Below are 14,034 nucleotides of genomic sequence, written 5' to 3' on the forward strand. Positions count from 1 at the left end.
GGACCGGTGAACCAGACCTACGCGGTGACGGCCGTCGTGCTCGTCGTCGTCGCCACCGTCCTGATCGGCGCGCTGGGCCTGCGGGTCTCCCGCACCACCTCCGACTTCTACGTCGCCTCGCGGACCGTCGGCCCCGGCCTGAACGCCGCCGCGATCAGCGGCGAGTACCTCTCCGCCGCCTCCTTCCTCGGCATCGCCGGGCTGCTCTTCCTCCAGGGCCCGGACATGCTCTGGTACCCGGTCGGCTACACGGCCGGCTTCCTGGTCCTGCTGGCCCTGGTCGCCGCCCCGCTGCGCCGCTCCGGCGCGTACACGCTGCCCGACTTCGCCGAGGCGCGGCTCGAATCGCCCGCGGTGCGCCGGCTGGCCGCCCTGTTCGTGGTCGGCATCGGCTGGCTCTACCTGCTGCCGCAGCTGCAGGGCGCCGGCCTCACCCTGGAGATCCTGACCGGCGCGCCCGGATGGCTCGGGGGTGCCGTCGTCGCCCTGGTCGTCACCGGGGTCGTCGCCGCCGGAGGGATGCGCAGCATCACCTTCGTCCAGGCCTTCCAGTACTGGCTGAAGCTCACCGCGCTGCTGGTCCCCGCCCTGTTCCTGCTCGCCACCTGGTTCTCCGACGACACGCCGCGGGCCGGGCTGGACGCCCCCGCCGTGCTCCGGGAGCACACCGTGGTGCGGATCGAGGACACCGTCCGGGTCGAGCTGGACGAGCCGCTGACCGTCGGGGTCACCGGTTCCGTCGACGGTGCCCGGCACGGCGGGGAGCGGCTCACCCTGGGCAGGGGCACCCACCGCGTCCTGGCCGGGACGGAGCTGTCCCTCGCCGGTGGCACGGAGGTCCCGCGACGGGTCTCGGCCGGGCCCGAGCCGGTCCGTTCCTCGCCGTTCGCGGAGGACGGCGGCCAGGGCCACCGGCTGTACGCGACGTACGGGCTGATCCTGGCGACGTTCCTCGGCACGATGGGGCTGCCGCACGTCGCCGTCCGCTTCTACACCAGTCCCGACGGGCGGGCGGCGCGGCGGACCACGCTGGTGGTGCTCGCGCTGGTCGCCGCCTTCTACCTGCTGCCGCCGGTGTACGGCGCGCTGAGCCGCGTCTACGCGCCCGAGCTCGCGCTCACGGGCGCGGCCGACGCGGCGGTGCTCGTCCTGCCGGAGCGCGTGATCGGCGGCGTGACGGGGAACCTGCTGGGTGCGCTGCTGGCGGGTGGTGCCTTCGCCGCGTTCCTGTCCACCGCGTCCGGGCTGACCACGTCCGTCGCGGGCGTGCTGTCCCAGGACGTGCTGCCCTCGGCCGGGGTCCGGTCCTTCCGGCTGGCCGCCGTCCTGGCCATGGCCGTGCCCGGTGCGGTGAGCGTCACGGCCTCCCATGTGCCGGTCGCGGACGCGGTCGCCCTTCCCTTCGCCGTGGCGGCGTCCTCGCTCTGCCCGTTGCTCGTCCTCGGTATCTGGTGGCGCCGGCTGACGCCTCCGGGTGCCGCGGCCGGCCTCGTCGCCGGGGGCGGCTCGGCCCTGGTCGCCGTCCTGGTGTCCCGGTCGGGGTTCGCCCCCGGGGGTTGGGGCGGTGTCCTGCTGGCCTGGCCGGCCGTCTGGTCGGTGCCGCTCGGCTTCCTCGCCATGGTGCTGGTGTCGCTCGCGACGCCTCGGCACGCGCCGGCCGGGGCCGCCGCCGTCCTGGCGCGGCTCCACCTGCCCGAGGACCTGGTCGGCCTCCCCCGGCCCGGGCCGGTCCCCGGCCCGGGTGCCGAAGGCGGTCCCGCCCGTCGGCCGGATCCTGCGGGGCGACCGTGACCGCGGCGACCGTCACCACCCTGTGCACCGCCGTGGTCGTGCTGCTCGCCGTCGGTTTCCTGCTCGGCCGGGCGAGCGCGCGGCGGGGCCCGGCCCAGGACCTCGATCTCGGCACCCCGGTCGAGCGGGCGACGTTCCAGACCCTGCACACGGCGTCGCTGGCCGCCCCTCCGCTGCGGGCCGGGCTGACCGGGGACACCGCCCGCAGGGCCGCCGGCCAGCTGCGTTCGCTGCTCGGCACCGAGGCCCTGTGCCTCACCGACCGGGAGGCCGTGCTGGCCTGGGACGGCCGGGGCGCCGACCACCACCCGCAGCGGGTGATGGCGCGGATCACGGACGTCCTCGCCTCGGGGCGCAGCCGGAGCGTGCACACCGGCTGCGAGGATCCCGCCTGCCCGCTCCGCTGGGCCGTGATCGCCCCGCTGACCGGGGAGGAGGGCGTTCTCGGCGCGCTGGTGGCCTACGGGTCGCGGGAGTCCGCGGTACTGGTGCGGGCCGCGACCGAGGTGGCCCGCTGGGTGTCCGTGCAGTTGGAGCTGGCGGAGCTGGACCGCTCGCGGACGCGGATCATCGAGGCGGAGATCCGGGCGCTGCGGGCGCAGATCTCCCCGCACTTCATCTTCAACTCGCTGGCCGCGATCGCGTCCTTCGTCCGGACCGACCCGGAGCGGGCCCGTGAACTCCTGGTGGAGTTCGCGGACTTCACCCGGTACTCGTTCCGCCGGCAGGGCGAGTTCACGCACCTCGCCGACGAGTTGCGCTGCATCGAGCAGTATCTGGCGCTGGCGGGTGCCCGGTTCGGCGACCGGTTGAAGGTGACCCTCCAGGTGGCTCCCGAGGTGCTCCCCGTCACCATCCCCTTCCTCTGCCTCCAGCCGCTGGTGGAGAACGCGGTCAAGCACGGTCTGGAGAGCTCCGGGGGCGAGTGCCGGATCTCCATCTGCGCCCAGGACGCCGGCGCCGAGGCGGTGGTGACGGTCGAGGACGACGGGGTCGGCATGGACCCGGCGGAGCTGCGGCGCATCCTGTCCGGCGAGGCGGGTGCGGCGTCGGGCATCGGCCTGTGCAACGTCGACGAGCGGCTGCGCCGGGTCTACGGCGACGACCACGGGCTGGTCGTCGAGACGGCCGTGGGGGCGGGGACGAAGGTGACGGTCCGGCTGCCCAAGTTCCGCGCGGGGGTGCACCGGGTGCCGCGCGGCGGCGGCTGAGCCGGCCCGGCCCGGCCGTGTGCCGGGCCGGGCCGGACCGTCAGGCGGTCTCCAGCTTCCAGTCCTGGCCGGCCGTGCCGGCGGCGGGCTGCTGGACGAGCCGGGCGCCGTCGGCGGTGGAGCCGGCCTCCACGTCGACGCGCAGGCCGCTGGAGACGTTGACCAGGTTGACGTGGCCGGTGGTCGCGGCGGGGACGATCCGCCACCACTGGTTGGGGCTCTTCGTGTTCGTCCACTGGTCCAGGGCCTGGCCGGGGACGGTGGAGGCGCCGGGGTTGTCGAGGACCTTGCCGCTCTTGACGTTGGTCAGGCGGAACGAGCCGTCGGCCTCGGGTTCGATCTCCCAGCGCTGGTTGGCCCCGCCGTTGCCGGGCCACTGGACGACGGCTCCGCCGTCGGCGGTGGACTGGTTCAGGACGTCGAGGACCTTGCCGCTGGCCCGGTTGACCAGCCGGTAGGTGCCGGCGAGCAGGCCGAGGGTGATCCGGGTGCGGGTCCCGGCGGTCAGGGTGACCCTCCTGGCGTGGGCGCCGAGCGGGGAGGCGGCGACGGGAGCCCGGGTGGTGACGGAGGTGATGCCCCGGCGGCAGATCAGGGTGATCTCCTGGGTGAGGTCCGAGGTCACGACGACCGTCGCGGTGCGGGCCGGGGTGTCCCAGGTGAGGCTCTCGACCAGGACCCGGTTGCGGCCGCGGACGCCCTTGACGGTGCCCCGGGCGAGTTGGACGGGCAGCGCGGGCAGGAGTTCCAGCACGCCCGGGCGGGTGTGGAGCAGGGCCTCGGCGAGGACGGCCGGCAGGGCGTTGGCGGCGTCGGCGTTGTAGGTGTGGAGTCCGGGGTTGTGGGAGGTCATCAGGGAGCGGAAGACCATGTCGTTGCCGAGGATCTTCCGGAGGTTCTCGTGGACACCGGCGCCGTCCTTGAGGCGGGCCCGGGCCAGTGCCCGGTGGAGGCTGCCGTGCGCGGAGAGGTTCTCGTCGCCGCGCAGGTCCAGGGCCCGGCCGGCGGCGCGGACCAGGTCGGGGCGCTCCTCGGGGTTGATCTCGTGCAGGGGCCAGGCGCCGTAGAGGTGGTGGACGTGCCGGTGGTTGTACCGGTCGGTCAGGCCGGGCCAGGACCATTCCGCGAGCGCGCCGTCGCCGTTGACCGTGTAGTCGGGCAGGGCGGCCAGCAGGGCGGTCCAGCGGGCGACGCCCCGGCCGGGTCCCTGTTCGGCGCCGAGGGCGTTGGCGGCGTCGACCGCCGCCCGCAGGGCGTGCCGGCCGGCCGCGATGTCGCCGGTGGCGTTGACCGCCAGCATCTGCCCGGTGCTGGCGGGCGCGTTCTCCATCGAGTAGGACGGGACGAAGACCTTCTTCCCGGCGGCGTCGGTGCGGGTCAGGAAGTCCTCGTAGAACAGGGCGAGTTCCATCAGGGCCGGGCCGAGCCGGTCGCGCAGGAAGGCGGTGTCGCCGGTGACCTGGTAGTACTCCAGCAAGGGGTGGAGCAGCCAGTCGGCGCCGCCGGTCCAGCACTGGCCGGGGAAGTCGCTGTCGTTGAAGTGCAGCATGTGGCCGTGCTCGCCGTCGGTGCGGCTGGGGGCGAGGAAGCCGCGGGCGCCGTAGATCCTGGCCGCGTTGTCGCGCCAGTCGGCGAGCTGGCCGAGGACGAAGTCGAAGTAGCCCCGCATCGCGTCGCCGTGGCTGAGGATGTTGCCGCCGGCGACCTGGAGGTTCACGTTGGCGTCCGTGGTGATGTCGTCGGCCCAGGCGCCGGTCCAGCTGCCGGTCCAGATGCCGGTGAGCCGCGGCGGGAGGACGCCGCTGGAGCTGACGAACAGGTAGCGCCCGGAGTCGTACATCCGCTCCAGGAGGGCCAGGTCGAGGCTCCACCGGTCGCCGTTCTGGCGGGCGATCAGGTCACCGGTGGACAGTCGGCGGTCGGCGGCCGGGACGCCGAGGTCGAGGCTCGACCCGTCGAACATCGCCCGGTGCAGCGGGCGGTGCCGGCCGAGCAGGGTGCCGTAGTCGGCCGTCAGGGCGGCGAGCGCCTTCTGCAGCGGCTCGGCGTCCCAGGCGTCCGCCGTCTCGTAGCGGTCGAGCTTGGTGAGCAGCAGGACCTTGGCGGCCCCGGCGACGACCAGGGTGGCGCCGTCGGCGGTGACCGAGGCGCGGGCGCCGGAGACGACGACGCGGGTGACGCCCTCGTAGCCGTACGCCCCCTGTCCGGCGGGGTAGGTGCCGCGCAGGTCGAGGTAGCCGTCCCGGCCGACGACCTTCGCGGTGGTGCGGAAGGTGACGTTGCCCGGGGTCCCTTCGAGGGCGGTGTGGGCGCCGAGCACGGTGGAGACGGTGCGGCCGCTCGCGGGCAGCAGCTCGTGCACGATCACCCGGTCCGCGCGGGAGACGAAGGCGCGGCGCCGCCAGGTGCCGGCAGCGTCCGCCCAGGTGTGGGTGACCTCGCCGGTGCGGAAGTCGGTCAGCCGCGCGTAGTCGGCGGCGGCGCTCGCCTCCGGTGTGCTCAGGTGGAGTTCGTAACCGGGGTGGTAGGTCTGGGTCCAGCGCAGGCTCCAGTCCCCGGCGAACTCCCTCGCCGCGCCGGCGTAGTCGCCGGCCAGGGCCTTGTCCCGCACCGCGGGGAGCCGTCCGGCGAGGTCCGGGGGCTGGACGGTGCGGGTGCCGTTGGGCAGGACGAAGCGGTGGTGGTTGAGGACGACCTTCTCCAGGGCGGGGGTCCCGTGCAGCACCGCGCCGTACTCGCCGTTGCCGGTGAGGAAGCCGTCGGTCCAGTCCGCGGCGGGCGCGGTGTCGTGGATCCCGCGCTCCGGGAGGGTGACCTGCGGCGGCACGGCGGCCTCGGCGCTGGACGGCCGGAGCACGCCGGGCAGGGCGACGGCGCCGGCGGTGACGGCGGCCCCGGCGAGGAAGTGGCGGCGGCGCAGAGGGGGTTCGGGCAGGCTCATGGTGGGGCTCCAGTGGCCGGGTGGGGGGAGCAGTGAGGGGAGCGGTGGGGGAGGCGCAGAGCAGCTGCGGTGCGCACGGGCGGCTCGGCGCCGTGCTCCGGTCCGATGCTGCGCATGGTCACGCCCGGTGAGATGTTGGCGTGAACATCGGGTTGCAGCCGAGTTTCGGGGACGGTTCGGCCCACGTCAAGGCTTCGGCCCCACAGGCTATTTGTTCCCGACGGCCGGTCGGACGTGCCCTCGGCCGCCGTCCGGAGCCCGGACCGACGCTTGACACCCTCCCCCGCCTTCGGATGTCATGGAGCCTTCGCCTGTTTGAACGCGTTTAATTATGTCGCTCCCTGTTTGATCCATTCCCGCGCCTTTCGCACGGGCCGGAACCGGGGAGACGCGCGGCGAACCCGGCGACACCCTCGCGGTCCCGCCCGGACCGCGACCCCCACCTCAGCCAGGAGGAATCCCATGACGCAGACCCGACCCGCCGCCGCGGACGCGCCGGCAGCCACCGTGCTGCCCGCTCCCCGGACCCCCGACCCCCGCACCGCGCCGTCGCTCAACTGGGGTGTGGTGGCACCCGGTGGGATCGCGGCCGGCTTCGTCGACGCGGTGCAGAAGCACACCGCGCAGAAGGTCGTGGCGGTCGGATCCCGCGACGCCGAACGCGCCCGCGCGTTCGCCGACCGCTTCGACATCCCCGTCGCCTACGGCAGTTACGCCGAACTCGTCCAGGACGACCAGGTCGACATCGTCTACGTCGCCTCGCCGCACTCCGGCCACTTCGAGCACGCGATGCAGGCGATCGAGGCGGGCCGGCACGTTCTCGTGGAGAAGGCGTTCACCCGCAACGCCCACGAGGCCGAGCAGTTGACAGCGGCGGCCCGCGAGCGCGGGGTCTTCCTCATGGAAGCGATGTGGACCCGCTTCCTGCCGCACATCGACGTGGTCCGCCAGGTGCTGGAATCCGGACTGCTCGGCGAGGTCCACACCGTCACCGCCGACCACGGATTCCACTTCGAACCCGACCCCGCGCACCGCATGTTCGCCCCCGAACTGGCCGGCGGGGCACTGCTGGACCTCGGCATCTACCCGGTCTCCTTCGCCTCGCTGGTCCTCGGACCGTTCGCCTCCGTCACGGCGGTGGGCACCAAGACCTTCACCGGCGTCGACGGACAGGCCTCGATCGTCGTCACGTCCGGGTCCGGCGCGCACGGCGTGCTGAACACCACGCTCTTCGCCCGCACCCCGATCACGGCCTCGGTCTCGGGCACGCACGGCCGACTGGAGATCGACGCGCCCTTCTACGGGCCCGCCCGGGTCCGCCTCCTCGGGCGGGACAACCGGCCGCTCGACAGCTTCGACCCGCCGCTGCGCGACGGCGGCCTCTGCTACCAGGCCGCCGAGGCGGCCCGCTGCATCGCCGCCGGCCGGCTGGAGTCCGACCTGATGCCGCTCGACGAGACGCTGAGGATCATGCGCGTCCTGGACAGCATCCGCCATGACCTGGGCGTCGTCTTCCCCGGCGAGTGACCCGCCCCGACACCGCTTTGTGCCGCCTCCCCCCACACATCCCCTCGGCCGCAGAGGAGTTCCCTCCCCCATGAACGACGAGTCCAGAGCCGGCGTCAGTCGGCGCGCCCTGCTCGGCGGCGCGGCCGCCGTGGCCGGGGAGATCAGCGTCGGGAAGCCGATCGGGCTCGGCTTCCGCGTGCCCATGATCGTCGTCTCCCCCTGGACCTGCGGCGGGTACGTCTGCTCCGAGGTCTTCGACCACACCTCGGCCCTCCGGTTCTGCCCCCGGGTGTTCGGCGTGCCCGAGCCCACCATCAGCCCCTGGCGCCGGGCGGTCACCGGCGACCTGATGTCCGTGTTCGACTTCACCTCGGCGCGGACCGGCTGGCCGTACCTGCCGGACACCGTCAACTACCACGCGCGAGCCGCCGCACAGTGCGACAACCTCCCCGCGCCCAGGCTGCCCGATGTGCAGACCCTCCCGGCACAGGAGGCCGGGCACCGCAGGGCCCGCGCCCTGCCATACGCCTTCGAGGCCACGGGGCGCGTCACCCCCAAGGCCTTCTGGATCGACGTGACTCCTCCCCCGGCTGAGGCCGGGGGCTTCTCGCTAACCCTGGTGGGCGTTGCGACGGGCCAGCCCGGCCCGTAGAACGTTGGTGGCTCCCACTGTGTCAGCGTGGTCCTGGTGAGCGCAGTTGACGCAGTGGAACTTCTCCCGGGTCGGCCGGTTCTCCTTCGCGACGTGCCCGCATTCGGGGCAGGTCCGGGAGGTGTTGCGGGGGTCTACGGCGATCACTTCTCGGCCGGCGCTTTCAGCCTTGCTGGTGAGGATCGTGAGGAACACCCCCCAACCGGCATCCATGATCGAACGGTTGAGCCCGGCTTTGGCCGCTGCTCCGTTGGGCAGAAATGCGCCCGACTGCTCGGGATCGGGCCTGGGTGAGACCGAGCGGGACATGTTGCGGATCCTGAGGTTCTCGTGCGCGATGAAGTCGTGCTCACGGACCAGAGAAAGGGCGGTCTTGTGCGCGTGGTCGAGCCGCTGGCGGCGCACCTTTCCGTGCAGCTTCGCGACCTTCTCCACCGCCCGCCGGTGGTTGCCGGTGCGCTTGTCACGGCGCACGCGCGGGAACCGGCTCAGGGCCTGCTGTGCGGCTTCGAGCTTCACGGCGGCGGTGCGGCCGTGACGCGGGTTGGGGACGAAGCCGCCGTTGCTGTCGGCGAGGAAGTTCGCGATGCCCAGGTCGATTCCGACCGCGCTGCCCGTAGGCGCCAGTGGTTCGGGCCGCTCCTGCTCGGCGGTCAGGACGACGAACCACTTGCGGCCCTCGCGCTTGACGCCGACAGTCTTGACCCTGCCGGCCACCGGCCGGTGCTGATTGACCCTGACATGCCCGACACCCTGGAGGCGGACGCGGGTGACGGGGTCGTACGGGGTCGAGTCCCAGCGGCAGCCGTCACCGTCCCTGGGAAAATCCACCGTATCGAACCGGTTGACCCCGCGAAAGCGCGGGTAGCCGGGCGTCCCACCGGACTTGACCCGGCGGAAGAACGCTTGGAACGCCTTGTCCAGGCGACGCAAGGTGGCCTGTTGCGAGGAGAACGACCACCGGCCCTGACACTCCGGGTCGAACGCCCGGATCTCCTTGAGCTGCGCGGACTGCATGCCGTACTTGACGCTCGTCTTCGAGGGATGCCGGTAGGCGTCGCGACGCTCCTGCAACGCCCCGTTGTAGAGCGAGCAGTGGTCCCGCAGCATCTCGCCAAGAGCCTGCGCCTGGCCCACGGTAGGCCGCATGAGGAACTTGTACGCACGGATCATCCGGCCCACCCCCCTTCAACGTCGACGACCATTCTACACTTGGCCAATGTCACCACGTTGGGAACCAGACCCCGATGTACGACGGGGAAACCACGTCGTCCACAACCTGCACGCTCACTTGGTCTTTGTCACCAAGCACCGGCGCGAGATCTTCAGCAACGAGATGCTGACGCGCTGCGAGGCGATCATGCGCGACGTGTGCGCGAGCTTCGGGGCGGAGCTGCGCGAGTTCAACGGCGAGGGCGACCACGTCCACCTGCTGGTGCACTACCCACCGAAAATCTCGGTCTCCAAGCTCGTCAACTCCCTCAAGGGCGTCAGCTCTCGCTACCTGCGCGCCGAGTACACCGGACGTATCGACCGCATCGGCACAGGGCCCGTCTTCTGGGCACCCTCGTACTTCGCGGGGTCCTGCGGCGGAGCGCCCCTGAGCATCGTCAAGGACTACATCGAGAACCAGAAGCGGCCCACCTGATCGTCACCACGGAGGCGCAGAGACCTACGACGCTCAGCGCCCTCCTGCCAGGGATCGCATTCCCGCCCGACCCAAAGGCCGGGATTCCCTGCGAAGATCAAGGGATGGTGAACAGCGGGACCGCCGGGCAGTGCGTCCACCTCTACGCCAACGCCTTCCCCACGGACGGGCCCTGGCGACACACGGTGGAGGCGGGAAAGAGCCTGAGCGACTACTTCGTCGCCGGCACGCCGGAGGGCTCCTACGACCTCTCCCTCTACGGCCCGAACGGCCTGCACCGGCGCTTCCGCGGCAACCGGCTCACCGCCACCACCGCCGGGAACGCCGACCCGGAGGTCCACGCGGCGGCCGACGTCCCGAACGGCTGCCTCACCCTCACCATGACCAACAGCGGCACCGCCCCGTGCACCGTCACGGTCACGGCCGGCGCCTACCGCACGGACGACCCCTGGACGTTCCACCTGCCCGCCTCGGCGTCCGTACGGAACTCCTGGGCCATCACCGACAGCGGCTGGTGGTACGACCTCACCGCCACCGCCGACACGGCCGACGGCTTCCTGCGCCGGTTCGCCGGCCACGTGGAGAACGGGGCCGAGAGCATCACCGACCCCGCCGCCGGCACCTCCAGCCCCGGCCTCCGGTAGGCACGGGCGTCCGGCGCGCGGGGCGGGCCCCACCCCGTCCCGCGCGCCGTTCTCTCCCCCGTCACCGAGTCACCGCCCCCACCGAAGACAGGTCACATGCCCCTCCCCCTGCGCTGCGCCGCGGCCCTCTGGTCCCTCCTCCTGCTCCTCGCCGGCCTGATGCTGCTGTACCTGTTCTCCACCCGGCTTGTCGGCGGGCTGGAGCCCGGTGATGTCGTCCTCCTGTTCCCCGCGATCGGCGTGCTGGCCGCCTCGGGCGTGGCCGTCCGCCGCGCCGTGCACGGCAGCCGCCGGGCGCGGGGCGTGCTGGACGTCCTCGCTGCCCTCTCGCTCCTGCCGGCCGTCGCGGCGGTGGTGGTGCTGTCGGTCGACGCCGGTGCGCCGCCGTCCGCCGACGACCTCGCGCTCCCCCTCCTCCCGTTGACCGCCCAGGTGCTGATGCACCTGCCGTCGGTCCGCCCCGTCTACCGCCGCGGCAGTGCGGCGCCGCACGGCACGGCGTGACGTCCCGCCGCGACACCGCATCGTGATCCACGTCACGTTCCCGTGGCGTGGATCGCTGGTTATCGTGCTCCCAACGAAGCGGGGAAGGCTTTCCGCCCCACCTCGGCGCGGACCGGTTTCCGGGGCACCGGAAACCGCCCGAGCAGTGCCCGGAATCTGCCGGTCCCGGTCGTCCGCCGGGATTTCCACCGCGCATGACGACCCGTGGAACCGCAGGTCAGAGGCCGTAGCACCGCGATTCCCGGTCTCACCGGAAGGAGGTCGACCCGGTCAGGAACACGGCACCGGTCGGCATTCCGGCGGTCTCGCCCCGCGATGATTCGCCGAGGCCTCCGGGCTTTCGGACCGGACCCCGCTCGGCGGTCGCGCGAAGCCCCGCCGGCCCGGCGTCCGCCGCGATCCGCGAAGGGACCGCCCGCCCCGGCGGACCGTGCGCCGTCCGGCCCGTCCTCCGGGCCGCGGCTCGCGCCCCACTTCCCCCTGGAGGTACCCGATGAGCAGCGAAGACCACGGCCCCCGGCCCGAGCAGTGGCTCCACACCCGCAAGCGCGACCGGCGGACGTACGTTCTCGACACCAGTGTGCTGCTGGCGGACCCGCTGGCGATGACCCGTTTCGAGGAGCACGAGGTCGTCCTCCCCGTGGTCGTGGTCACGGAGCTGGAGGCCAAGCGGCACCACCCGGAGCTGGGCTACTTCGCCCGCCAGGCGCTGCGGCTGCTCGACGACTTCCGGATCCGGTTCGGGCGCCTGGACGAGCCGATCCCGGTCGGCGAGCTCGGCGGCTCCATCCGGGTCGAGCTCAACCACTCGGACACCTCGATACTGCCGGTCGGCTACCGGGCCGGCGGCGGCGAGGCCGACACCCGGATCCTGGCGGTCGCCCGCAACCTCCAGGCCGAGGGCTACGACGTCACCGTCGTCTCCAAGGACCTCCCGCTGCGGATCAAGGCGTCCTCGGTGGGCCTGCTCGCCGAGGAGTACCGCGCCGAGCTCGCGATCACCTCCGGCTGGACCGGCATGGCCGAGCTCCACGTCGCCGCCGACGACGTCGACGCGCTGTTCGCCGCCGGCCACGACGCCGGCGTCGACGTCCCCGGCGTCGCCGACCTGCCCGTGCACACCGGCCTCGTCCTCACCTCCGAGCGCGGGAAGGCCCTGGGCCGGGTCGCCGGCGACGGCCGGGTGCGCCTGGTGCGCGGCGAGCGCGAGGCATTCGGCCTGCGCGGGCGCAGCGCCGAGCAGCGGGTGGCGCTGGACCTGCTGCTGGACCCGGAGGTGGGGATCGTCTCCCTCGGGGGCCGGGCGGGGACGGGGAAGTCGGCGCTGGCGCTGTGCGCGGGGCTGGAGGCGGTGCTGGAGCGTCAGCAGCACCGCAAGGTGATGGTGTTCCGGCCGCTGTACGCGGTGGGCGGGCAGGAGCTGGGGTACCTGCCCGGGTCCGAGTCGGAGAAGATGAGCCCGTGGGCGCAGGCGGTCTTCGACACGCTGTCGGCGGTGACGACGCCGGACGTGGTCGAGGAGGTCATCTCCCGGGGGATGCTGGAGGTCCTGCCGCTGACCCACATCCGGGGGCGTTCCCTGCACGACGCCTTCGTGATCGTGGACGAGGCGCAGTCGCTGGAGCGCAACGTCCTGCTGACGGTGCTCTCCCGGATCGGCCAGGGCTCGCGGGTGGTCCTCACCCACGACGTCGCCCAGCGCGACAACCTCCGCGTCGGCCGCTACGACGGCGTCGTCGCCGTCGTCGAGAAGCTCAAGGGCCACCCCCTGTTCGCCCACATCACCCTCACCCGCTCCGAGCGCTCCCCCATCGCCGCCCTGGTCACCGAGATGCTGGAGGGCCTGGAGCTCTGACCGCGGGCCGACCGGCCGCCGGGGTCGGAATCGGGGCCGGGGACGCCGGGGTCGAAGGGGTGGGCGTCGCCGTCCGCGGTGTCGGAGCGGGTCCGCTCCCCGGCCCCTCCGGCCGGGTCGGCGCCGCGGGCGCGGTCCGCTCGCGGTCGGGCGCGCTCAGCACCGGTGTCAGGGCGCAGGCCAGGGTCAGCGTTCCGAGTCCGGCCGCCCAGACGGCCGCCGTCCGGGGCTTGCGGGCGTGCCGCGCCGACCGGCGGCGCCGACGGTGCCCGGGCGGGCGCGGACCCGCTCCGGCCGGAGCGGGCGCGGAACGGGTGACGGCGGTCCCGGCACTGGTGGTCCCGGCACCGGGATCCCAGTGGTCCAGCAGTGCCCGCGCCCGTAGGCGGGCGGTGTGCCAGTGGTGGACGGCCCGCAGGTCGGCCAGTGCCAGGGCGCAGGGCTCGCACCCGTCCAGGTGGCCGGCCAGCTCCGGGTCGGCCGCGCGTCCGCCGCTCGCGGCGTCGGCCAGCCGGACCGCCAGGTGCCGGCACAGCCGCTCGGCCACCAGGGAGTTGCGTTCCCGCAGGTAGGCCATGGCCAGTTCCTGTCGTGCCGGGGCGGCCGGGGCACCGGCCCCGGGTGCGGGCAGCAGGCTGTGCCACACCTCGGTGGCCGCGGCGTCGGGCAGCCGGTGGAGCGCGCGCAGGAGCGGGCAGGTGCTCTCGGCCCGGCGGAGCGCGGCGACGGACCCGGCCCGGGCCGTTCCGCGCCGCTGGTGGTCCAGCCAGCCCGCGAAGGCGGGCGACAGGCGATCGGCTCGTCCGTCGTCGGCCCACCGCGCGGCCAGTCGCCCGGCCCCGCCCACCAGGCACGACAGCCATGTGAGGTCCGGGACGGGCCCGTGGTCGAAGACGTCCAGGGCCCGGTTGAACGCCTCCACCGTGAGCGTTTCGGCGCTCTGCCGGTCCCCGCAGAGGACCCCGGCGTAGGCCAGCACCGCCTCGCCGTGTCTGCGCATCAGCTCCTCGGCCGCGGCCCGCCGGACGGGCGGCGCCGTCAGCAGGTCGCAGAGTTCGGAGTCGGTGAGGGGGGCGACGGGAGCGGGCATGGAGGTCCTTGCTGGGTCGGTCCTCGGCGGACCCGCGCCCGGCCGGGCCCCGGGTCTCCTTCGGCTGTCCCTGGTGGGAGCGGCGAACCGGCGGCCGCGCCCGCCGTGTTGCCCGATCGTGACCGCGCGAACCTCCGACCGCGCGGCGGACCGCCGCCCCGGCGGGCGGCGGTCCTGGAGGGCGGCGGT

General features: G+C 73.5%; 11 protein-coding genes. 8 read left to right on the forward strand and 3 right to left on the reverse strand.

Going from position 1 to position 14,034, the window contains the following annotated elements:
* Window positions 1–6 precede the first annotated feature (6 nt).
* Together ACW14Y_RS00790 and ACW14Y_RS00795 are read left to right on the forward strand one after the other, a co-directional pair.
* Window positions 7–1,791, forward strand: coding sequence for a sodium/solute symporter (locus ACW14Y_RS00790; protein WP_456985489.1), 1,785 nt, complete (start codon window positions 7–9; stop codon window positions 1,789–1,791).
* The gene (locus tag ACW14Y_RS00795) at window positions 1,788–3,002 is read left to right on the forward strand and encodes a sensor histidine kinase (RefSeq protein WP_380307349.1); all 1,215 of its coding nucleotides are present in this window, start codon (window positions 1,788–1,790) and stop codon (window positions 3,000–3,002) included. Before ACW14Y_RS00790 ends, ACW14Y_RS00795 begins: the two co-directional genes overlap by 4 nt.
* Before the next feature lie 40 nt (window positions 3,003–3,042).
* Here the strand turns inward: ACW14Y_RS00795 and ACW14Y_RS00800 are convergent, their stop codons facing one another.
* Complete coding sequence (locus tag ACW14Y_RS00800; protein ID WP_456985490.1) at window positions 3,043–5,943, reverse strand: glycosyl hydrolase family 95 catalytic domain-containing protein; 2,901 nt, start codon at window positions 5,941–5,943, stop codon at window positions 3,043–3,045.
* A gap of 462 nt (window positions 5,944–6,405) precedes the next feature.
* Between ACW14Y_RS00800 and ACW14Y_RS00805 the strand changes: the two genes are divergently transcribed.
* Both ACW14Y_RS00805 and ACW14Y_RS00810 read left to right on the forward strand, forming a co-directional pair.
* Window positions 6,406–7,470 carry a Gfo/Idh/MocA family protein gene (locus ACW14Y_RS00805; RefSeq protein WP_456985491.1) on the forward strand — a complete coding sequence of 355 codons (1,065 nt, stop codon included), beginning with the start codon at window positions 6,406–6,408 and terminating at the stop codon, window positions 7,468–7,470.
* A 70-nt stretch (window positions 7,471–7,540) separates the two neighbouring features.
* Window positions 7,541–8,104: an alkaline phosphatase family protein gene (locus ACW14Y_RS00810; protein WP_456985492.1), complete on the forward strand. Its 564-nt coding sequence runs from the start codon at window positions 7,541–7,543 to the stop codon at window positions 8,102–8,104.
* On the opposite strand, the gene ACW14Y_RS00815 is transcribed toward ACW14Y_RS00810, so the two are convergent.
* Entirely contained in the window at window positions 8,063–9,277 is a 1,215-nt protein-coding gene (locus ACW14Y_RS00815; protein ID WP_456985493.1) for an RNA-guided endonuclease InsQ/TnpB family protein, read from the reverse strand. The two genes, ACW14Y_RS00810 and ACW14Y_RS00815, sit on opposite strands and share 42 nt — an antisense overlap.
* A 46-nt stretch (window positions 9,278–9,323) precedes the next feature.
* Here ACW14Y_RS00815 and tnpA point away from each other — a divergent pair, with 46 nt between their 5' ends.
* The 4 genes from tnpA (at window position 9,324) to ACW14Y_RS00835 (ending at window position 12,755) form a co-directional block, all read left to right on the forward strand.
* Entirely contained in the window at window positions 9,324–9,752 is a 429-nt protein-coding gene (gene tnpA, locus ACW14Y_RS00820) for an IS200/IS605 family transposase (protein ID WP_456985494.1), read from the forward strand.
* A 104-nt stretch (window positions 9,753–9,856) separates the two neighbouring features.
* Window positions 9,857–10,396 carry a phospholipase domain-containing protein gene (locus tag ACW14Y_RS00825; protein WP_456985495.1) on the forward strand — a complete coding sequence of 180 codons (540 nt, stop codon included), beginning with the start codon at window positions 9,857–9,859 and terminating at the stop codon, window positions 10,394–10,396.
* 96 nt (window positions 10,397–10,492) lie between these two features.
* Complete coding sequence (locus ACW14Y_RS00830) at window positions 10,493–10,900, forward strand: hypothetical protein (RefSeq protein ID WP_456985496.1); 408 nt, start codon at window positions 10,493–10,495, stop codon at window positions 10,898–10,900.
* A 493-nt stretch (window positions 10,901–11,393) separates the two neighbouring features.
* Complete coding sequence (locus ACW14Y_RS00835) at window positions 11,394–12,755, forward strand: PhoH family protein (RefSeq protein WP_456985497.1); 1,362 nt, start codon at window positions 11,394–11,396, stop codon at window positions 12,753–12,755.
* On the opposite strand, the gene ACW14Y_RS00840 is transcribed toward ACW14Y_RS00835, so the two are convergent.
* Window positions 12,724–13,845, reverse strand: a complete 1,122-nt coding sequence (locus tag ACW14Y_RS00840; RefSeq protein WP_456985498.1) for a hypothetical protein — start codon at window positions 13,843–13,845, stop codon at window positions 12,724–12,726. The genes ACW14Y_RS00835 and ACW14Y_RS00840 overlap by 32 nt on opposite strands.
* Window positions 13,846–14,034: the final 189 nt, after the last annotated feature.

The organism is Kitasatospora sp. cg17-2, from assembly GCF_054031055.1.

Excerpts from the sequence above, each read along its gene's own strand:
- ACW14Y_RS00800 (WP_456985490.1), bottom strand. The coding sequence starts at position 5,943 with ATGAGCCTGCCCGAACCCCCTCTGCGCCGCCGCCACTTCCTCGCCGGG.
- ACW14Y_RS00805 (WP_456985491.1), top strand. The coding sequence starts at position 6,406 with ATGACGCAGACCCGACCCGCCGCCGCGGACGCGCCGGCAGCCACCGTG.
- ACW14Y_RS00810 (WP_456985492.1), top strand. The coding sequence starts at position 7,541 with ATGAACGACGAGTCCAGAGCCGGCGTCAGTCGGCGCGCCCTGCTCGGC.
- ACW14Y_RS00815 (WP_456985493.1), bottom strand. The coding sequence starts at position 9,277 with ATGATCCGTGCGTACAAGTTCCTCATGCGGCCTACCGTGGGCCAGGCG.
- tnpA (WP_456985494.1), top strand. The coding sequence starts at position 9,324 with ATGTCACCACGTTGGGAACCAGACCCCGATGTACGACGGGGAAACCAC.
- ACW14Y_RS00825 (WP_456985495.1), top strand. The coding sequence starts at position 9,857 with ATGGTGAACAGCGGGACCGCCGGGCAGTGCGTCCACCTCTACGCCAAC.
- ACW14Y_RS00830 (WP_456985496.1), top strand. The coding sequence starts at position 10,493 with ATGCCCCTCCCCCTGCGCTGCGCCGCGGCCCTCTGGTCCCTCCTCCTG.
- ACW14Y_RS00835 (WP_456985497.1), top strand. The coding sequence starts at position 11,394 with ATGAGCAGCGAAGACCACGGCCCCCGGCCCGAGCAGTGGCTCCACACC.
- ACW14Y_RS00840 (WP_456985498.1), bottom strand. The coding sequence starts at position 13,845 with ATGCCCGCTCCCGTCGCCCCCCTCACCGACTCCGAACTCTGCGACCTG.